Raw genomic sequence first — 16062 nt, 5'->3', positions numbered from 1 at the left:
ACCAGATGATCGAGGGGAAAGCTATCCATGACCGCCAGGCTGTTCGTCGTGCTCATGATCTGTCTCGGGCTGTCCGTCCCGGCTGAAGGTGCCGTGGCAGCGGACAAGTTCACACCGGCCCCGGGCGTGACGTTCAACAGCCCGTTGGGCACCGCCCCGGTCCAGAACGCGATCTTCAACAAGATCACCCGGACGATCAACTCCTCGCCGCAGGGCAGCAACATCCGGATCTTCAGCTGGAACTTCCTGACGCGCACCGGGACCGACGCCTTGCTGCGCGCGCAGCGCCGCGGCGTCCGCGTGCAGCTGATCATGGCGAAGGGCAACCTCACCGAGATCGACAACCGGCCGTTCAAGCGGCTGCGTGCCGGGCTGAAGGCGGGCAACAAGAACCGCAAGCCGAGCCGGCACAGCTGGGCGCGGATCTGCGCGGGCTCCTGCCGCGGCCAGCACGGGGTGGCGCACTCGAAGTTCTACCTGTTCTCGCACTCGGGCAAGGCGAAGCGGGTCGTGATGCAGGGGTCGGCCAACTACACGGTGGCCTCGGCGCGCAACCAGTGGAACGACATGGTCACCCACGTGGGGCAGCGCAAGATGTACCGCTACGCGGTGAACGTGTTCAAGCAGGCCGCCCAGGACAAGCCGGTCAAGCCCCCCTTCATCTCCCGGACCTTCGGCAGCACCCGGCTGATGTTCTTCCCGGACACCGGCAAGCACGTCGGCGACCCGGTGATGCAGCTGCTCAACCAGGTCCGCTGCCACCGCGCGACCAACACGCCGAACAACCGGACGGTCCTGCGCCTCGCGCCCGACGTCATCCGCGAGGACCGGGGCATGAAGCTGGGCCGCAAGCTGCGCTCGCTGTGGCAGGACGGCTGTGACATCAAGATCGGCTACACCGTGCTCGGCAAGGACATCGCGCGCATGCTCCGCGACCCCAGCGGCCGCGGGCCGGTCCCGCTGCGCCACCTGGTCCAGGACGCCAACGGGGACGGCCAGTTCGACAACTACTTCCACCTCAAGGCGATGTCGATCGTGGGCCACGTCGGCGGCGACAGGTCCGGCTACGTCACGCTGAACGGCTCGGCGAACCTGTCCGGCAACAGCAAGATGAGCGACGAGAACGTCGCGATCTACCACCGCAAGGGCACGACGTTGAAGTACCAGGCCCACATCAACTACTGGTACGACAACTTCCCCAGCACCTCCAGCAAGCTGATCTTCGGCCGTGGCACCGACTACGTGGTCGAGGGCCAGGACGGCGAGCTGCTCGCCCGCCGCCCCGCGGTGGACCCGTTCGCACACGTGGACATGGACTGAGCACGACCCGTGGTGGATCGCAGTGCCCGCGTACGCCGGGTGGATGACCGCGGGATCCTCGTGTGGGCCGGCAAGGAGCGCGTCGTCGACGTGCTGTTCGGCGGCCACCGGGTGTGGTCGTTCTGGACGCGCCGCGACACCGTGCGGTCGACGACCGGCCTGACCCGGCTGGCCGCCTGGCCACGCTCGATGGCCAAGTACCTCGACGGTCACGCCCGGGTGGTCGTGCAGGACTCGGCCACCGGAGAGGTGCTCTTCGACGAGCACGTGACGTTCGGGGAGGGCGTCGACGAGATCCGCTTCGTCGACGCGCGGGGCGTGGAGCTGGGCATCGACAAGTCCGGACGGATGGTCCCGACGTTCGCGACCCGGAGCAGCGCGGACGTCGCAGCCCTCGTCGACGCCGTCGAGGTCGTGCTCGGCGCCCTGGCCGAGGCCGGAGTGCGGCCGTTCCTGGCCTACGGCACGCTCCTGGGTGCCGTGCGCGAGGGCGCCGTCCTGGGCCACGACTCCGACGCCGACGTCGGCTACGTCAGCGAGTTCACCTGCCCGGTGGACGTGATCCGCGAGTCGTTCCGTCTCCAGCGCGCGATCACCGAGCTCGGGTGGCGCACGTCGCGCTACAGCGGCCTCGCCTTCAAGATCGAGGTCCCCGAGGAGGACGGCGTCATCCGCGGCCTCGACGTCTTCGGCGGCTTCATGGACGGACATCGGCTCTACCTGATGGGTGAGGTGGGCGTCGACTTCGACCCCGCGTGGCTGCACCCGCTGACGACGTGCCGGCTCGAGGGCCGGGAGATGCCGGTCCCCGCTCGCCCGGAGAAGCTGCTCGAGGCGATGTACGGGCCGAGCTGGTCGGTTCCCGACCCGGCGTTCCAGTTCTCGACTCCCGAGCGGACCGTCCGGGCGCTCGACGAGTGGTTCCGGGGCACCCGTCCGATGGTCAAGCACTGGCAGCGGCGCGCGGCGGCGGGCGATCGCGAGCTGCCGAACGGCTTCTCCGGCCTCGCGCGTGTGGTCGGCGAACGCGCCCAGGAGACCGGCGCGCAGGTCCTCGACGTCGGGGCGGGCCGGGGGCGCGACAGCCTCTGGCTGGCCAGGCAGGGTCTGCAGGTCACGGCGTACGACTTCGTGCCGCGCGCGCTGCGCGCCGTCTGCGCTCAGGCCGAGGCCGAGGGCCTCGACCTCGACGTCCGGCTGCTGAACCTGACCGAGTGGCGCTCGGTCTTCGCCGAGGGCGCGCGGCTGGCGCACGACCCCCGGCCCCGGGTGATGATGGCCCGCCACGTCCTGGAGGCCACCTCGATCGTCGGGCGGGAGTCACTGGTCCGGTTCGCCTCCATGGCGTTGCGAGGCGGCGGTCGGCTGTACGCCGACTTCCACCTCGGCGCGCAGGTGCGGGAGCTGCCCTGGGCGGTGGGCGCCGTGGATCCCGAACGGGTGGCCGCGCTGGCCCGGCGGGCCGGGGCGCGCGTGGTCGAGGTGGACGAGGTGCCGGTCAAGAAGGGCCCGCCGGTGACGAGACTCATGGGAGAGTGGTGAGCGTGGCAGTCAGAAATCCCCTGCGCAGGGTGGCCAGTGCCGAAGCGGTGGCGCAGCTGGAGCAGCGGGTCCAGGACCTCGAGGCGGACATGGCCGAGCTGAGGCGGCACAACCTCCGGCTCGCCGAGCTCGCCGACGTCGTGCAGGAGCTGTTGATCCCGATGGCGTCTCGCGACGAGGAGGTCATCAAGGCGGCCATCGACCGATTCCACGAGAGCATGTAGTGGTCGAACGGATCTTCGTCCACATCGGGTTGCCGAAAACCGCGACGTCGTACCTGCAGACCATCATCTGGTCCAACCGGGACCGGCTCCGCGAGGCGGGGGTGGTGGTCCCCGGCGCCCAACGACGCGACCACCTGTGGGCGTCCCGGACGGTGCGAGGTGACCGGCACGCGGCGTCGGCGCCCGAGGAGCACCGCACCGCCTGGCCCCGGATGCTCGCCGAGCTGGAGCAGTCGAGCGGCACCGGTCTGGTCAGCCACGAGTTCTTCGCCGCCGCCTCCCGCAAGCAGGCGCGGGCGATGGTCGAGGCGCTGCCGACCCCGGAGGTCCACCTGGTGGTGACGGCGCGCGAGCCGCTCGGCCTGTTCGCCGCGAGCTGGCAGGAGAGCCTGAAGAACGGCGAGACGGTGCCGCTGCCCGACTACGCCCGCAAGGTCTCCAAGAGCTCCAACGCCATCTGGAACTGGCGCACGCTCGACCTGAGGCTGGTCCTCGAGCGCTGGAGCGCCGCCGTGCCGCCCGAGCGCATCCACGTGCTGGTGCTGGACCCGACGGCGCCCCGGGACGACGTCTGGCGACGGTTCGCCGGGATCGTCGGCTTCGACCCGGACAGCTGTGACCTGTCCGGGTCCTTCCCCAACACCTCGATGGGGATCGTCGAGGCCGAGGCCCTGCGCCGCATCAACACCCGCCTCGAAGGCTTCAAGAAGGCGTTCGACAAGGGTGTGTTCATCCGGACGTTCCTGGCCGACGAGCGCCTGGTCCCGCGCGGCGGTGACCGCTTCTGGCCGGAGCCGGACCAGATCGAGGAGTGCCGGCGCCGCGCGCACGACGCGGTCGACCTCCTGGCCGGCGGATCCTTCGACGTGGTGGGCCGGCTCGAGCACCTGCTCGTCCCCGAGCACCTGGAGGAACGCCGGACGGCCGACTCGGTCACCGACACCGAGGTGGCCGACGTCGCCCTCGACCTGGTCGCGGTGATGCTCGGCGACGTACGCCGCCTGCGCCGCCGCGCGGCGGCCGAGGAGGACGCCGAGTCGGGGCTGCGCTCGATCGTCAGGCGCAAGAAGCGCCGTCGGGACGCCTGACCCTCGCCGTCACCGGGTGCGCCGGGCACCCCCGGGCAGCCGGTCCCGCAGCCGGTTGCCCCGGCCGTGGTCCCGCCCGTCGCCCTGGGCGCTCTCGACGGCGTGGAAGTCGCGCTTCGGCTGCTCCCGCACCTCCGCGAGCCGCTCGTCGAGCTGCGCCCTCGCCTCCGGGGTGAGCTGCTGGGGCACGTGCCCGCCCCGGCTCGGGTCGCAGGTCTCGAGCATCCCGAGCTCGGAGAGCGTCTCGACGTCGTCGCGCGTGGTGGTCTCGTAGATCCGCTGCAGGTACTTCTGCGTGAGCTCGGGGCCGAGGTCCTTCTTCACCAGCGCGCTCAGGGCGTCCGCGGTGACCCCGCGGTTGGGGCGGAACTGGGCGCGCCCGGCCGTGGACAGTGCGATCCACTTGCGGGCGAACTCCTCGCCGGAGATGGCGTCGTAGTGGAGCAGCCGCAACCCCGGGTGGCTGTGGGCCTCGACGATGGTCCCCGACGCGTCGACGGCGTTGTGCAGGGTGAGCCGCAGCCCGGAGCCCGGGCGGACGCCGGACTTCCCCTTGATGTGCCCGTGGAAGTACGACGCGTTGGAGGGGTTGTCGATCAGCCCGAGGGTGAAGAGCAGGTTGAGGTCGTGCTCGTCGAGCAGCCGCTTGAACAGGGTCGGCACCTGGTCGACGTGCCACTGGCTGACGGCCTCCATCGGGGCCAGCCGGAGGGCGCCCGACCCGGCAGGGACCTCGGCGAGCAGCGCCGGGTCGACGCACGCGACCTCGTCCCCGTCGATGTGCAGGAGCCACTCGGCCCAGGGGAGGTCCCGCAGCAGGTGCAGCGCGACGTTCGCGTTGATCCGCTGCCGCACGTTCAGGCCGGCGGGCCGGTCGTCGAGCCACCAGCCGGAGCGTCCCGTGGGCACGCACGTGACGTGGGGGTGGGCGTCCAGCTCGGCCTGCACCTCGCGCTGCCCGGCCTCCTTCGGGGCGTCCAGGAACACGACCATGTGGTCCACCCCGGATGCCAGGTTCGCCGCCACGAACCGGCGCACGTTGGGCAGGGAGTCCCTGATGGTGGAGGCCGTGAGCAGCATGGCCGGGAGCCTAGCGAACGCCCGCCCGTGGCCCTTCGCTCGTTGGGCTCCGGGCGTGGGTCCTGTGTTAACGTCCCGTGGTGCCCCTCCCCGTCCACCGTGCACCCGGTTCGTCGCGCCCCCAGCGCCTCGTCGCGCTCACGGTGCTGCTGTGCCTCACGGTGCTCGCGGCGGTGGTGGCGGTCCTCACGCTGAGGCCCGACCCGGAGCAGTCGGCCGCCGAGCTGCGGCCGGCCGTCGCCTCCCGCACCACCGAGGCCGCCTCGCCGCACAGCCGCGTCGAGATGGTGAGCCAGCGGACCAGGCCGATGCGCGTGGTGCCCGGGACGCTGTTCAAGCGGCTGCCCCCGCCCCCGCCGGAGAAGACCGAGCCCGCGAAGACCGAGAGCGAGCCGCCGCAGCCGTCGAGCGCGCCGTTCGACGTCCGGATCGGCACCTTCAACGTGCTGGGCAGCCAGCACACCACGCCCACCGGGGACCGCCGGAACTTCCCGCCGGCCTCGGTGCGCAGCGCGGGCGCCGCCCGGCTGATCGCCAAGCACGGCGTCGACGTGCTCGGGACCCAGGAGCTCCAGGACGACCAGCTGCGTGCGCTGCAGGCTCGCACCGGCATGGCGGCGTACCCCGGGCTCTCGTGGGGCACCGTCGAGACCGACAACTCGATCCTCTACGACCCCGACCGGTTCGAGTTCGTCTCGGGCAGCAAGTTCACCATCACCTTCGTGGGTCGGCCGCGGCCGCAGCCCATCCTGCGCCTGCGGGACAAGGCCACGGGCCGGGAGTTCTACGTCGTCAACACCCACCCCTCGCCGGGAGGGGGCCGGGCCCTCGTCGAGCGGCGCAACGCGCAGGCGGCGGCGGTCTCGGTCATCCGGGACCTGCAGGCCACCGGCCTGCCGGTGTTCACGACCGGTGACATGAACGACCGGGCGGAGTTCTTCTGCCACGTGGTCGTCCCCGCGGGGCTGAGCGCCCCCAACGGCGGCAGCACCGCCAACGGGTGCCACCCGCCGCCGATGCCGATGCCGGTGGACTGGGTGGTGGGCAGCGGGGCCACCTGGAGCGGCTACTGGAGGGATGTGTCATCGACCCAGCAGCGGATCAGTGACCACATCTTCGTCAGTGCCCTCGCGCATGTCGAGTGAGCCGCTCCGGCCCTCGTCGCGCGCCCAGCAACCGGTCGGACCCAGCGGTCCGGGGAGTTCCCGTCTGAGCTTCCGGCCGGACATCCAGGGCATCCGTGCGCTGGCCGTCCTGCTGGTGATCGTCCACCACCTCGGTGGTCACGGGATCTCGGGCGGCTTCATCGGGGTCGACGTGTTCTTCGTGGTGTCGGGCTTCCTGATCACCTCGCTGCTGGTCCGGGAGGTCGACCGCACCGGGCGGGTGTCGCTCGTCGACTTCTACGCGCGCCGGGCCCGCAGGATCCTGCCGGCCGCCACGGTCGTGACCCTCGCGACCGTCGTCGGCTCGACGGTGCTGCTGGCCATGCTGCGCACCCAGACCGTCATCACCGACGCGGTCTGGGCCACGCTCTTCGCCGCCAACGTGCGGTTCGCGATGGTCGGCACGGACTACTTCGCGCAGGGTGAGCCCCCGTCGCCGCTGCAGCACTACTGGTCGCTGTCGGTCGAGGAGCAGTTCTACCTCGTCTGGCCGGTGATCCTGCTGCTGTGTGCCGTGTGGGCCCGGCGCAGGAGTCGTACGGCGGGTCGCCGCCTGTCCGTCGTGGTGCTGGCCACGCTCGTCGCCGCGTCGCTGGCCTGGTCGATGTGGGCGACCTACCACTCGCCGACCACGGCGTACTTCTCCACCTTCGCCCGCGCCTGGGAGCTCGGCGTGGGCGCCGGTTGCGCGCTGCTCCTCTCCGGGGGGCGCTGGCGCCCGCCGGCCGCGGTCTCGGCGGCGCTGCCGTGGGCAGGCCTGGCCGCGATCGGGGTCGCGGCGCTGTGGCTGACCCCGCGTACGCCCTTCCCCGGGATCGTGGCGACCCTGCCGGTGCTCGGTGCGGCGGCGCTCATCCTGGGCGGGGCGCACGAGCGGCCGACCGTGGTCGGCCGCGTCCTCTCGTCGCCGCCCGCCGTGCGGGTGGGGGACTGGTCCTACTCGCTGTACCTGTGGCACTGGCCGCTGATCATCCTGGTGCGCAGCCAGGTCGGCCCCCAGCGCTTCAACACCCCGGCCTTCCAGCTGGTGATGCTGGTCCTGATCTTCGTGCTCAGCTGGGCGACGTACCGCTGGGTCGAGACGCCGTTCCGCAGCGGCCACCGGTGGCGCGTGCCCGTCCGGGCGCTCGCGATCTACCCCAGCTGCCTGGCGCTGGTCTTCGTCGGCGTGTTCGCCAGCGACCAGACGCTGCGCTACCGGCTGGGGGAGTTCGGGAACGACCCGGCGATCTCCACCTCGGACTACCCCTCCGGGAAGCTGGCCCACGACTCCTACGTCGCCCTCGTGGAGGCGTCCGTGCTGGCCGCCCGCGACGGGCGCGCGGTGCCCAGCAAGCTGCAGCCGAGGTTGCTGGGGCTGCGCGACCAGACGGCGTCGCTGGGCGACTGCGACTACCGGACGGGCACCCGCAAGCTGTGCCCGGTCGGTGACCCCCGTGCCGACCGCACGATCGTCGTGACCGGGGACTCCCACGCTCGCGCGCTCTCGCCGGCCGTCGAGGCCCTGGGCCGCAAGTACGGCTACAAGGTCTACGTGCTCGTCTACAGCGGCTGCATGGCCAGCACCCTGGAGGAGATCGACCACCTGACCGGTCGCACCTGGGGAGCGTGCGAGGACTTCAAGGCATGGGTGACCGACACGGTCGCCTCCATGCACCCCGACCTCGTCCTCGTGTCGAGCTCGTACGGCCGGTTCGTGGATCCCGGGACCGGCGACGTCTCCTCGCCGGGCGGCGACCTCGACCACTACCTCGAGACGTTGCGCACCGGCTTCCGGCAGGAGTTCGAGACGTTCAAGGAGTCCGCCGACGCGGTCTACGTCGTCGGCAACACCCCCAAGCTGCCCCGGGAGACCGGCGTGTGTCTCAGCCACGGGGACCCCGACCTGGGTGACTGCGCCTTCCGACCCGGCCGTCAGGCGACCGCCGTCGCCCGGACGTCCTTCGAGGCGGCCAGGGACGCCGGGGTGGGAGTGGTCGACGCCCGCAAGTGGTTCTGCGCCGACGGACTGTGCCCGTCGGTCGTCGGCAGCTTCATCACGATGCGCGACTCCGAGCACATGACGCCCGACTACGCGCGGTGGCTGGCCACTCCGCTGGCCCGTGCGCTGGGCGTCGGCGACGCCGGCTGACCCGGCCGCGAGAGCGGTCGCAGCGGTGCTCAGGAGGGCCCGGCCGGACCCCGGGATAACTACAGTCCTGTAGTTATCGCGAACGCGTTGCGACGATGCGTGTGGTGCTGATGTGATGTGTGTGATCAAGGAATCCGGGCGTCGTCCTGGGTCCTCTCCAGGCATCAGGAGTCGGCACCGTGAGCCCCCATTCAGCAGCCCTTGGCACGCGTTCGTCCCTCGTCCACCGGACCCTCGCCGTCTCGGCGGTCCTGGCGGTGGGCATCAGCGGGCTCGTCGTGAGCGCCCCCGCCCAGGCCTCGAGCGACGGGGCGCCGGCCGAGGTGGTGATGGTCCAGGCCAACATCAAGACCGGCATGACGGTCCCGAAGTTCCAGTCCGACGTGCGCGCGGTGCTCGCCTCCCGCCCGGACTTCGTCACCTACAACGAGGTCCCGATGCGGCAGGACGGCGTCCTGGCGCCGGCCGACTACGACATCTGGCGCACGCCCGGTCGTTACAAGGGCGCCACGCCGGTCGCCTGGCGCACCGACACCTGGACCCGGATCGACCAGGGCACCCAGCGGATCAGCAACTACCGCGAGATCCCGCCGAAGCGGCACACCATGCTCGGCCTGCGCTTCGCCAACTGGGTGACCCTGCAGTCCACCGACGGCCGGACGGTCTCGGTCGTGTCCGCCCACGTCGCCCCGCTCGTCAACGGCATGCCCGACCTGCGCCGCGGCACGGTGCGGCGCATCGGCGCGCTCGTGACCCAGCTCAAGGCGCGTGGGCCGGTGTTCGTGGGCGGGGACTTCAACGTCCACTACCGGTCCAGCTCCTACCCGCGCGACGTGCTCACCGCCGACAGCATGGTGCCGACGTACGACGCCCTCGGCAGCTACTTCCCGACCGGCGACCACCGGGGCGCGACCATCGACTACGTGTTCTCCACCGCGGACGACCAGATCCAGGTGGTCAGCCAGCACCCCGTCGAGCTCAACTCCGACCACAACGCCGTCGTCGCCGGCCTCTCGTGGACCGTCGACGCGCCCGGTCAGACGACGGTGGTGCGCAACAAGCCCACCGGCACGAACGCCGAGCAGCGCGTCGTCCTCAACGAGGCCGTCGACGTCGTGCGTGACGCGACCGCCGGCGAGACCGTGGACCTGGTGACCACCGGCCTGGAGCGTCCCAAGGTCGTCCGCGTGCTGCGGGCTGCCGTGGACCGCGGGGTGTTCGTGCGGGTCCACACGCTCAGCGAGACGCTGACCCGGCGCGAGCAGGCGCTGATGTCGGCCATCGGCAAGTCGTCCGGGTCCGGCACGGGAGTCCGCCAGTGCCTCGGCTCCTGCCGCGACGCCTGGTACGCCGGGAACGCTCCGCGCACGATGATCCTGCGCCGCGACACGAGCGGGGCCCCGGTCCAGCGTGTCGACGTCAACCGGCTCCTCGACCCCACCGTCATCACGACCCGGAGCCGGGCCACCCTCAGCGTCGGGAACGTGAGCCTGACCCAGGCGGCGGACCTGGTCGCGAGCCTGGACTCGTCGGCGAAGTAGGGCCGGACGCCCCCGGCCGGCGGGGGGCGGGCGGCCGATACAGTCGGCCCCATGCCTCACCCCCCGCTCTTCGTGCACATCGGCCTGCAGAAGACCGGCACGTCCTACCTGCAGAGCATCTTCTGGGCCAACCAGGAGCAGCTGGCCGCGCAGGGGCTCGACCTGGTGCCGTCCACCAAGCGTGCCGCGTTCCACACGATGCTGCGGGTGCGTGAGCGCTACCAGCCGGACCTCGACCCGCCGGCCGTCCGGGGCGCTCTCCAGCGCTTCGAGCGCGACCTGGCCAACGCCCCGGGCACGCGCGCGCTGCTGAGCCAGGAGTCGCTCTCGTCCTGCACCCCCTCGCAGGTCGAGACGTTGCTCGGCGCGTGCGGGGACCGGGAGGTCCACGTCGTGCTCACCGTGCGTGACCTCGGCCGCCAGCTGCCGTCGGCCTGGCAGGAGAACCTGCGCGCCGGTGGCTCCGTGCCGTACGAGAAGTACCTGCGCCGCCTGCGCCGCCAGTCGCGCGAGGCCGACTTCGGCGACAAGAGGCCCCAGTTCGACCCGCCGAACGTGCTCGCCCGCTGGGCAGCGCATGTCCCGGCCGAGCGCATCCACGTCGTGACCGTGCCCCCTCCGGGCAGCAGCCCGACGCTGCTGCTCGAGCGCTACTGCCGCGTGCTCGGGGTGGACCCGACGGCCCTGAGCACCGACGTCGTCGGCAGCAACACCGGGCTCGGCCGGCTGCAGAGCGAGGTGCTGCGCCGCGTCAACGCCGGGCTCGAGCCGGAGCTGCGCCGCCGTCAGGTGTACGGCGACGTCGGCAAGCGCTACTTCGCGGTCCGGGTGCTGGCTCGTCAGGAGCGTCGCGCGATCAGGGTGCCCACCCGTTTCGAGAGCTGGGTGCGTCAGCTGTCCGAGTCCCAGATCTCCGCGCTGGAGGAGGCGGGGTACACCGTCGAGGGCGACCTGGCCGACCTGCGCAGCCACGCGTCGGCCTTCTCCGAGGAGGAGCGCCCGCCCAAGGAGCGGGCGGTGGCGGCGGCCGCCGTCCGCGCGCTGGTGGACATGCTGACCCTGCGTGCCCGCAAGGACGAGGCGCCCGAGCCGGACGACGAGGGCGACTCGTCCACGCCGCTGGCGCGCGCCCGACGGGCCGCCGCCCGGGTGCGCGAGCGGGTCGTCCCGGGTGGGATATCCCACTGACCGGGCCGGGTCACGGTCGGCCTACCGGCCGGTAGGATCGCAGCCGCTCACGCTCCCGATCGGAAGGACGCCCCATGGGCCGGCTCTGCGAGACCGAAGGACTCACCGACGACCAGACCGAGATCCTCAAGGCGGTCCGGTCCTTCGTGGAGAAGGAGATCCTGCCCGTCGCGACGGAGCTGGAGCACGCCGACGAGTACCCGCAGGAGATCGTCGACGGCCTCAAGGAGCTCGGCATCTTCGGGCTGATGATCCCCGAGGAGTACGACGGCCTCGGGGAGTCGCTGCTCACCTACGCCCTGTGCGTGGAGGAGATCGCCCGCGGGTGGATGAGCGTCTCCGGAGTCATCAACACCCACTTCATCGTGGCCTACATGCTGATGCAGCACGGCACCGAGGAGCAGAAGCGGAAGTACCTCCCGCGGATGGCCACGGGTGAGGTGCGCGGTGCCTTCTCGATGTCTGAGCCCGGTCTGGGCTCGGACGTGTCGGCGATCAAGACCAAGGCCACCCGCACCGACGAGGGCTACGAGATCACCGGCCAGAAGATGTGGCTGACCAACGGCGGCACGTCCACCCTGGTCGCGGTGCTGACGAAGACCGACGAGGGCTCTGACTCGGTCTACAAGAACATGACGACCTTCCTGGTGGAGAAGGAGCCCGGCTTCGGCGAGACCGCCCAGGGGCTCACGATCCCGGGGAAGATCGACAAGATGGGCTACAAGGGCGTCGACACCACCGAGGCGGTCTTCGAGGGCCACCGGATCTCGGCCGACCAGATCCTCGGTGGTGAGCCGGGCAAGGGCTTCTACCAGATGATGGACGGCGTCGAGGTCGGTCGCGTCAACGTCGCGGCCCGGGCCTGCGGCATCGCCAACCGGGCCTTCGAGCTGGGCATCGCCTACGCCCAGCAGCGCGAGACGTTCGGCAAGCCGATCGCCGAGCACCAGGCGATCCTCTTCCGCCTGGCCGAGATGGCGACCAAGGTCGAGACCGCCCACGCGATGATGGTGCGCGCGGCGCGGCTGAAGGACCGGGGCGAGCGCAACGACGTCGAGGCCGGCATGGCCAAGTACCTCGCCGCGGAGTACTGCAACGAGGTCGTCGAGGACTCCTTCCGGATCCACGGCGGCTACGGCTACTCCAAGGAGTACGAGATCGAGCGGCTCTACCGCGAGGCGGCATTCATGCTGATCGGTGAGGGCACCGCCGACATCCAGAAGATGATCATCGGCCGGAGCCTGCTCAAGGACTACAAGATCTAGCGGGGGAGCACTCGCCGAGGGCCCGGACCACGCGCGGCGTCGGGTCCGGGCCCTCGACGTGTGCGGGGGCGTGGAATGCGGTCGACGCGCGCCACCACGGGGTGCGAGGGTGGTGGGACCGACCTGAGGAGGAACCATGCCCGAATCGAACGGCGCGAACGAGGACCTGAAGGCCAAGATGCGAGAGGCCCTGGACCGCAAGAAGTCGAACGACCAGGGCGTCCAGCACGACGGGCCGGTGAAGGAGAAGGCACACGGCTCCGAGGTCGTGGGCGGTGCTCCGAAGATGCACCGGCGCAAGGCCGGTGGCGGCGGCTCGTGAGTCCGGCTGCGCGCGGGGGTCAGAGACCAGTCAGGTGTGCGGTGTCGTCGAGCCGCACCAGGCTGCGGTTGTGGAAGCGGTCGTCCTGCTCGAGGATCGTGAGGCCACCGCTGCGCGCGCGCAGGTTCACGTAGTGCCCTGACTCCAGCGGCATGCCGATCCACGCGGCGACGACGAAGGTCAGCGCGAAGCCGTGCGTCACGACGACCTGGTGCGAGGCCGGCTCGGCCAGGATGGACCCGACGGCCTCGTAGACCCGCGCTGCGAAGGCCCGCTTGGTCTCCGCCCCCTCGATGCCCTCGTGGTGCCCCATCCGGTCGCCGGCCGGGGGAGGGGGCACGAAACGCGCGTCGAGCCAGGCCTGGTCCCGGCCCTCGGCCACGCCGTACGACTTCTCGCGCAGGCCCGCGAGCAACGTCGGTCGGACTCCCAGGCGTCGGGCGATCGGCTCCGCGGTCTGCACCGCCCGGGTCAGGTCGGACGAGTAGAGCCGAGGCGCAGCACTCGACGGCACGAGCTCCGCGACCCGGTCGGCGATGGCCGCGGCGTGCCGGAGCCCGCGCTCGGTGAGCTCCGAGTCGAACCACCCGCCGACGAGTCCGGACACGTGGTGCGTGGCTTCGGGATGGGTGACGACGTACAGCCGACGCAACGGACCTCCTGCGCTCACCGGGGTGCGGTCGCCACCGCGCTGCTTCCCCTCGGTAGCACCCTACGAGTCGCGAGCAGGGTCGAGCGTCGAGGCACGACGCCCTGCCCGGGCCACGATGCCCTCGGCAGGGCAGCACGGCAGGCCCGATCGCCCGGTGGGTGCCGGGTGGTCGGGCCTGCGGTGCTGCTCTGCGTGCTCAGTTGGTGTCGAGGCGGATGGTGCCGTGGGGGGTGACGAGGTAGCTGCGGCCGTGGGGGCCGTGCCATTCGTAGTTGCCGTCGGGTCGGCGTCGGTAGCGCCAGCGGCCACTGGTCTTGCAGCGGTGATGTCGCCGGCACAAGGGGGCGAGTCGGTCGGGTGCAGTCTGGCCTGGTGGTCCGCCGTCGTCGATCGGGACGTAGGGGTCGATGTGGTCGAGGTCGGATCGTCTTGCGTCGACGGCGCACCAGGGGAAGACGCAGTGGCCGTCGCGGAGGATGACCAGCTCGGCCATCCACGGGGGCGGGTCGTGCTGGTCGACCGCGGTGGTGGTGGCGAGGTCGATGACGGGCTGGACGGTGACGCGGGAGCGGCCGACCCAGTCCTTGATGAGGTCGATGGTGGCGGGGCCGAACCGCTCGACCGTGCCGGTCACCGTCCCGCTCATGCCGGCGCCGGGCTCGGTGGTGGTGCAGCCGGTGGCGAGGTCGGCCAGGGAGAGGTGGAGGTAGAGCCGGGTCTTCGGCGGCCGCGGCTTGGCGGGTTTCGCCGCGGATGCGGCGAGCCTGTCGGACGCCTGGTCGGCGTCCGGCGCGGTGTCGGGTCCGGTGAGGGAGAGGAGGTCGAGGGTGGCCTGCTGGGCGGCGATCACGCCGAGGGCTTTGGCCTTGCGGATCTCGAGGTCGTCCTGGTCGCCCATGGCCTTGAGCTGGGCGGCCTGGTCGCAGACCAGGTCGTGGAAGGCGGTCAGGTCGAGGGTGTCGCCGGCGACGTCGAGGTAGGAGGTGCCGTCGAACCGGCCGGGGTGGTCGTGGCGCAGGGTGACGTGCCAGCCCTGCCTGCCGCGCTTCTCCTTCTGGGCGATCAGGTCGGGGTCGAACGTGGCGATCGCGTGCGCCACGGTGGTCTCGACCGCCTTCCACCCGCACGAGGGCAGCCGGGGGGCGAGCTGCTCGTCCACGTAGGCGGCCGCGGCGCGGGAGAGCCGGTGGGTGGCCTGGGCGACCTGCCGGGCCCGGTACGGCTCCACCGCCAGGGCCTGCACGAGCCGCCAGATCCGGGGCAGCCGGAACTGCAGGTCCAGCGCGTCCGCGATCAGCGCCATCCCCGCGGCCGTGGAGATCCCCAGCGTCGCGGCGACCGGCTCCGGCGCGAACGCCGCCACCGCCGGCGTGCCATCACCACCCAGCGACTCGTCGGTCAGCAGCACACTCGGGCCGCCCCAGGTGGCCACCCCGGTGTCGGCGGTGGCGGGGTGGCGCACGCACCACTCGGCCGCGACCCGGAGCTTGCCGCGCTCCTCGGCGCGGGCGCCCTGGCGGCGTTGTTCGAGCACGCTCAGCAGGCCGTCGAGATCGAGGTCCTCGATCTCGACCGGCTCCCCGGATGCGTCGGTTTCGAACATGCGTCCATTGTCTCACCGATCACCGACATCTGTCCCTGCCTGTGGACGCTTCGTGGCCCATCTGGAGAAAATCGAAGGTAAAGCTTCCGGGCGCCAGAGCCACCCGCGGCCGAGGGCCGCCCACCGCGGACCGGAGGCCGGGAAGCGGCGCCGAGTGCGGCGTACCTCCTCTTGGCTGCCAAGACCGCAAGCACCAACGGCGCGCAAGCCCGGCGCTGCGGTCAAGGGACTGCCCACCTCTGCCGGTGTCCCGCCCCCCCGAGGGTGAGGTTTCCCACGAGTAACCCCACGCGCGCAGAGGGTCCGACAGGATGGCCGGGAACGCCGTCGAGGATCAGGAGTGAGCATGCAGTTCGGTCGTAGCTACGAGGAGTTCGAGGTCGGCGCGACGTACAAGCACTGGCCCGGAAAGACCGTGACCGAGTACGACGACCACCTGTTCTGCCTGCTCACGATGAACCATCACCCGCTGCACATGGACGCGAACTACGCCGAGCAGACGACGCAGTTCGGCAAGAACGTCGTGGTGGGCAACTACGTCTACTCGATCCTGCTCGGCATGAGCGTGCCGGACATCTCCGGCAAGGCGATCGCCAACCTCGAGATCGAGTCGCTGCGCCACGTGGCCCCGACGTTCCACGGCGACACGCTGTACGGCGAGACCCGGGTGCTCGACAAGTGGGAGAGCAAGTCCAAGGACGACCGTGGCGTCGTGCACGTGGAGACGATCGGCTACAACCAGGACGGCAAGGTCGTCTGCATCTTCCGGCGCAAGGTGATGGTCCCCAAGGACAGCTACCTCGCCGAGCGCGGGGGCGAGCAGCCCGGACGACCGACCCCGCAGCCGGACAAGCACTGGCCCGGCGAATAGCAAGTCCGGGTGGCGGTGTCCATCCCTCAAACGGGGGGTTGATTTTGCGCCTCGCGTAGTCAATTTGGC

Annotated in this window: 14 protein-coding genes; 11 read left to right on the top strand and 3 right to left on the bottom strand. The window is 71.2% G+C overall.

The window, feature by feature from the left end:
• Window positions 1-27: 27 nt before the first annotated feature.
• The 4 genes from ACFO9I_RS06545 to ACFO9I_RS06530 are packed head-to-tail and all read left to right on the top strand — an operon-like array spanning window position 28 to window position 4174.
• On the top strand, window positions 28-1320 hold the full coding sequence (locus ACFO9I_RS06545) for a phospholipase D-like domain-containing protein (protein ID WP_379178995.1): 1293 nt from the start codon (window positions 28-30) through the stop codon (window positions 1318-1320).
• Between the two features lie 12 nt (window positions 1321-1332).
• Complete coding sequence (locus tag ACFO9I_RS06540; protein WP_379178993.1) at window positions 1333-2862, top strand: class I SAM-dependent methyltransferase; 1530 nt, start codon at window positions 1333-1335, stop codon at window positions 2860-2862.
• A gap of 29 nt (window positions 2863-2891) precedes the next feature.
• Window positions 2892-3086, top strand: a complete 195-nt coding sequence (locus ACFO9I_RS06535) for a DUF6752 domain-containing protein (RefSeq protein WP_379178991.1) — start codon at window positions 2892-2894, stop codon at window positions 3084-3086.
• A complete protein-coding gene (locus ACFO9I_RS06530; protein WP_379178989.1) occupies window positions 3086-4174 on the top strand; it encodes a hypothetical protein in 1089 nt (362 codons plus the stop codon). Before ACFO9I_RS06535 ends, ACFO9I_RS06530 begins: the two co-directional genes overlap by 1 nt.
• A 9-nt stretch (window positions 4175-4183) precedes the next feature.
• Here the strand turns inward: ACFO9I_RS06530 and ACFO9I_RS06525 are convergent, their stop codons facing one another.
• A complete protein-coding gene (locus tag ACFO9I_RS06525; protein ID WP_379178987.1) occupies window positions 4184-5254 on the bottom strand; it encodes a hypothetical protein in 1071 nt (356 codons plus the stop codon).
• An 80-nt stretch (window positions 5255-5334) separates the two neighbouring features.
• On the opposite strand from ACFO9I_RS06525, the gene ACFO9I_RS06520 reads away from it, so the two are divergent.
• The 6 genes from ACFO9I_RS06520 to ACFO9I_RS06495 all read left to right on the top strand — a co-directional run bounded on the left by ACFO9I_RS06520 (window position 5335) and on the right by ACFO9I_RS06495 (window position 12867).
• Window positions 5335-6399, top strand: coding sequence for an endonuclease/exonuclease/phosphatase family protein (locus ACFO9I_RS06520; RefSeq protein ID WP_379178986.1), 1065 nt, complete (start codon window positions 5335-5337; stop codon window positions 6397-6399).
• Entirely contained in the window at window positions 6389-8551 is a 2163-nt protein-coding gene (locus ACFO9I_RS06515) for an acyltransferase family protein (protein WP_379178984.1), read from the top strand. The genes ACFO9I_RS06520 and ACFO9I_RS06515 overlap by 11 nt, the downstream gene beginning before the upstream one ends.
• Window positions 8552-8730: 179 nt before the next feature.
• Entirely contained in the window at window positions 8731-10092 is a 1362-nt protein-coding gene (locus ACFO9I_RS06510) for an endonuclease/exonuclease/phosphatase family protein (RefSeq protein ID WP_379178982.1), read from the top strand.
• 51 nt (window positions 10093-10143) lie between these two features.
• The gene (locus ACFO9I_RS06505) at window positions 10144-11280 is read left to right on the top strand and encodes a hypothetical protein (protein WP_379178980.1); all 1137 of its coding nucleotides are present in this window, start codon (window positions 10144-10146) and stop codon (window positions 11278-11280) included.
• 74 nt (window positions 11281-11354) lie between these two features.
• Entirely contained in the window at window positions 11355-12545 is a 1191-nt protein-coding gene (locus ACFO9I_RS06500) for an acyl-CoA dehydrogenase family protein (RefSeq protein WP_379178979.1), read from the top strand.
• Between the two features lie 136 nt (window positions 12546-12681).
• On the top strand, window positions 12682-12867 hold the full coding sequence (locus ACFO9I_RS06495; RefSeq protein WP_379178977.1) for a DUF5302 domain-containing protein: 186 nt from the start codon (window positions 12682-12684) through the stop codon (window positions 12865-12867).
• 19 nt (window positions 12868-12886) lie between these two features.
• On the opposite strand, the gene ACFO9I_RS06490 is transcribed toward ACFO9I_RS06495, so the two are convergent.
• Together ACFO9I_RS06490 and ACFO9I_RS06485 are read right to left on the bottom strand one after the other, a co-directional pair.
• Window positions 12887-13519, bottom strand: coding sequence for a histidine phosphatase family protein (locus ACFO9I_RS06490; protein ID WP_379178975.1), 633 nt, complete (start codon window positions 13517-13519; stop codon window positions 12887-12889).
• 196 nt (window positions 13520-13715) lie between these two features.
• Entirely contained in the window at window positions 13716-15122 is a 1407-nt protein-coding gene (locus ACFO9I_RS06485) for an HNH endonuclease signature motif containing protein (RefSeq protein ID WP_379178973.1), read from the bottom strand.
• Window positions 15123-15468: 346 nt separating this feature from the next.
• Here ACFO9I_RS06485 and ACFO9I_RS06480 point away from each other — a divergent pair, with 346 nt between their 5' ends.
• Entirely contained in the window at window positions 15469-15993 is a 525-nt protein-coding gene (locus tag ACFO9I_RS06480) for a MaoC family dehydratase (protein WP_379179394.1), read from the top strand.
• Window positions 15994-16062 lie beyond the last annotated feature (69 nt).

It is taken from the genome of Nocardioides sp. GCM10023255, from assembly GCF_042653125.1.
In the GTDB taxonomy this organism is placed as follows: domain Bacteria; phylum Actinomycetota; class Actinomycetes; order Propionibacteriales; family Nocardioidaceae; genus Nocardioides.
The sequence above is the reverse complement of the archived record's forward strand: the minus strand, read 5'-3'. Positions and strand labels throughout refer to the sequence as shown.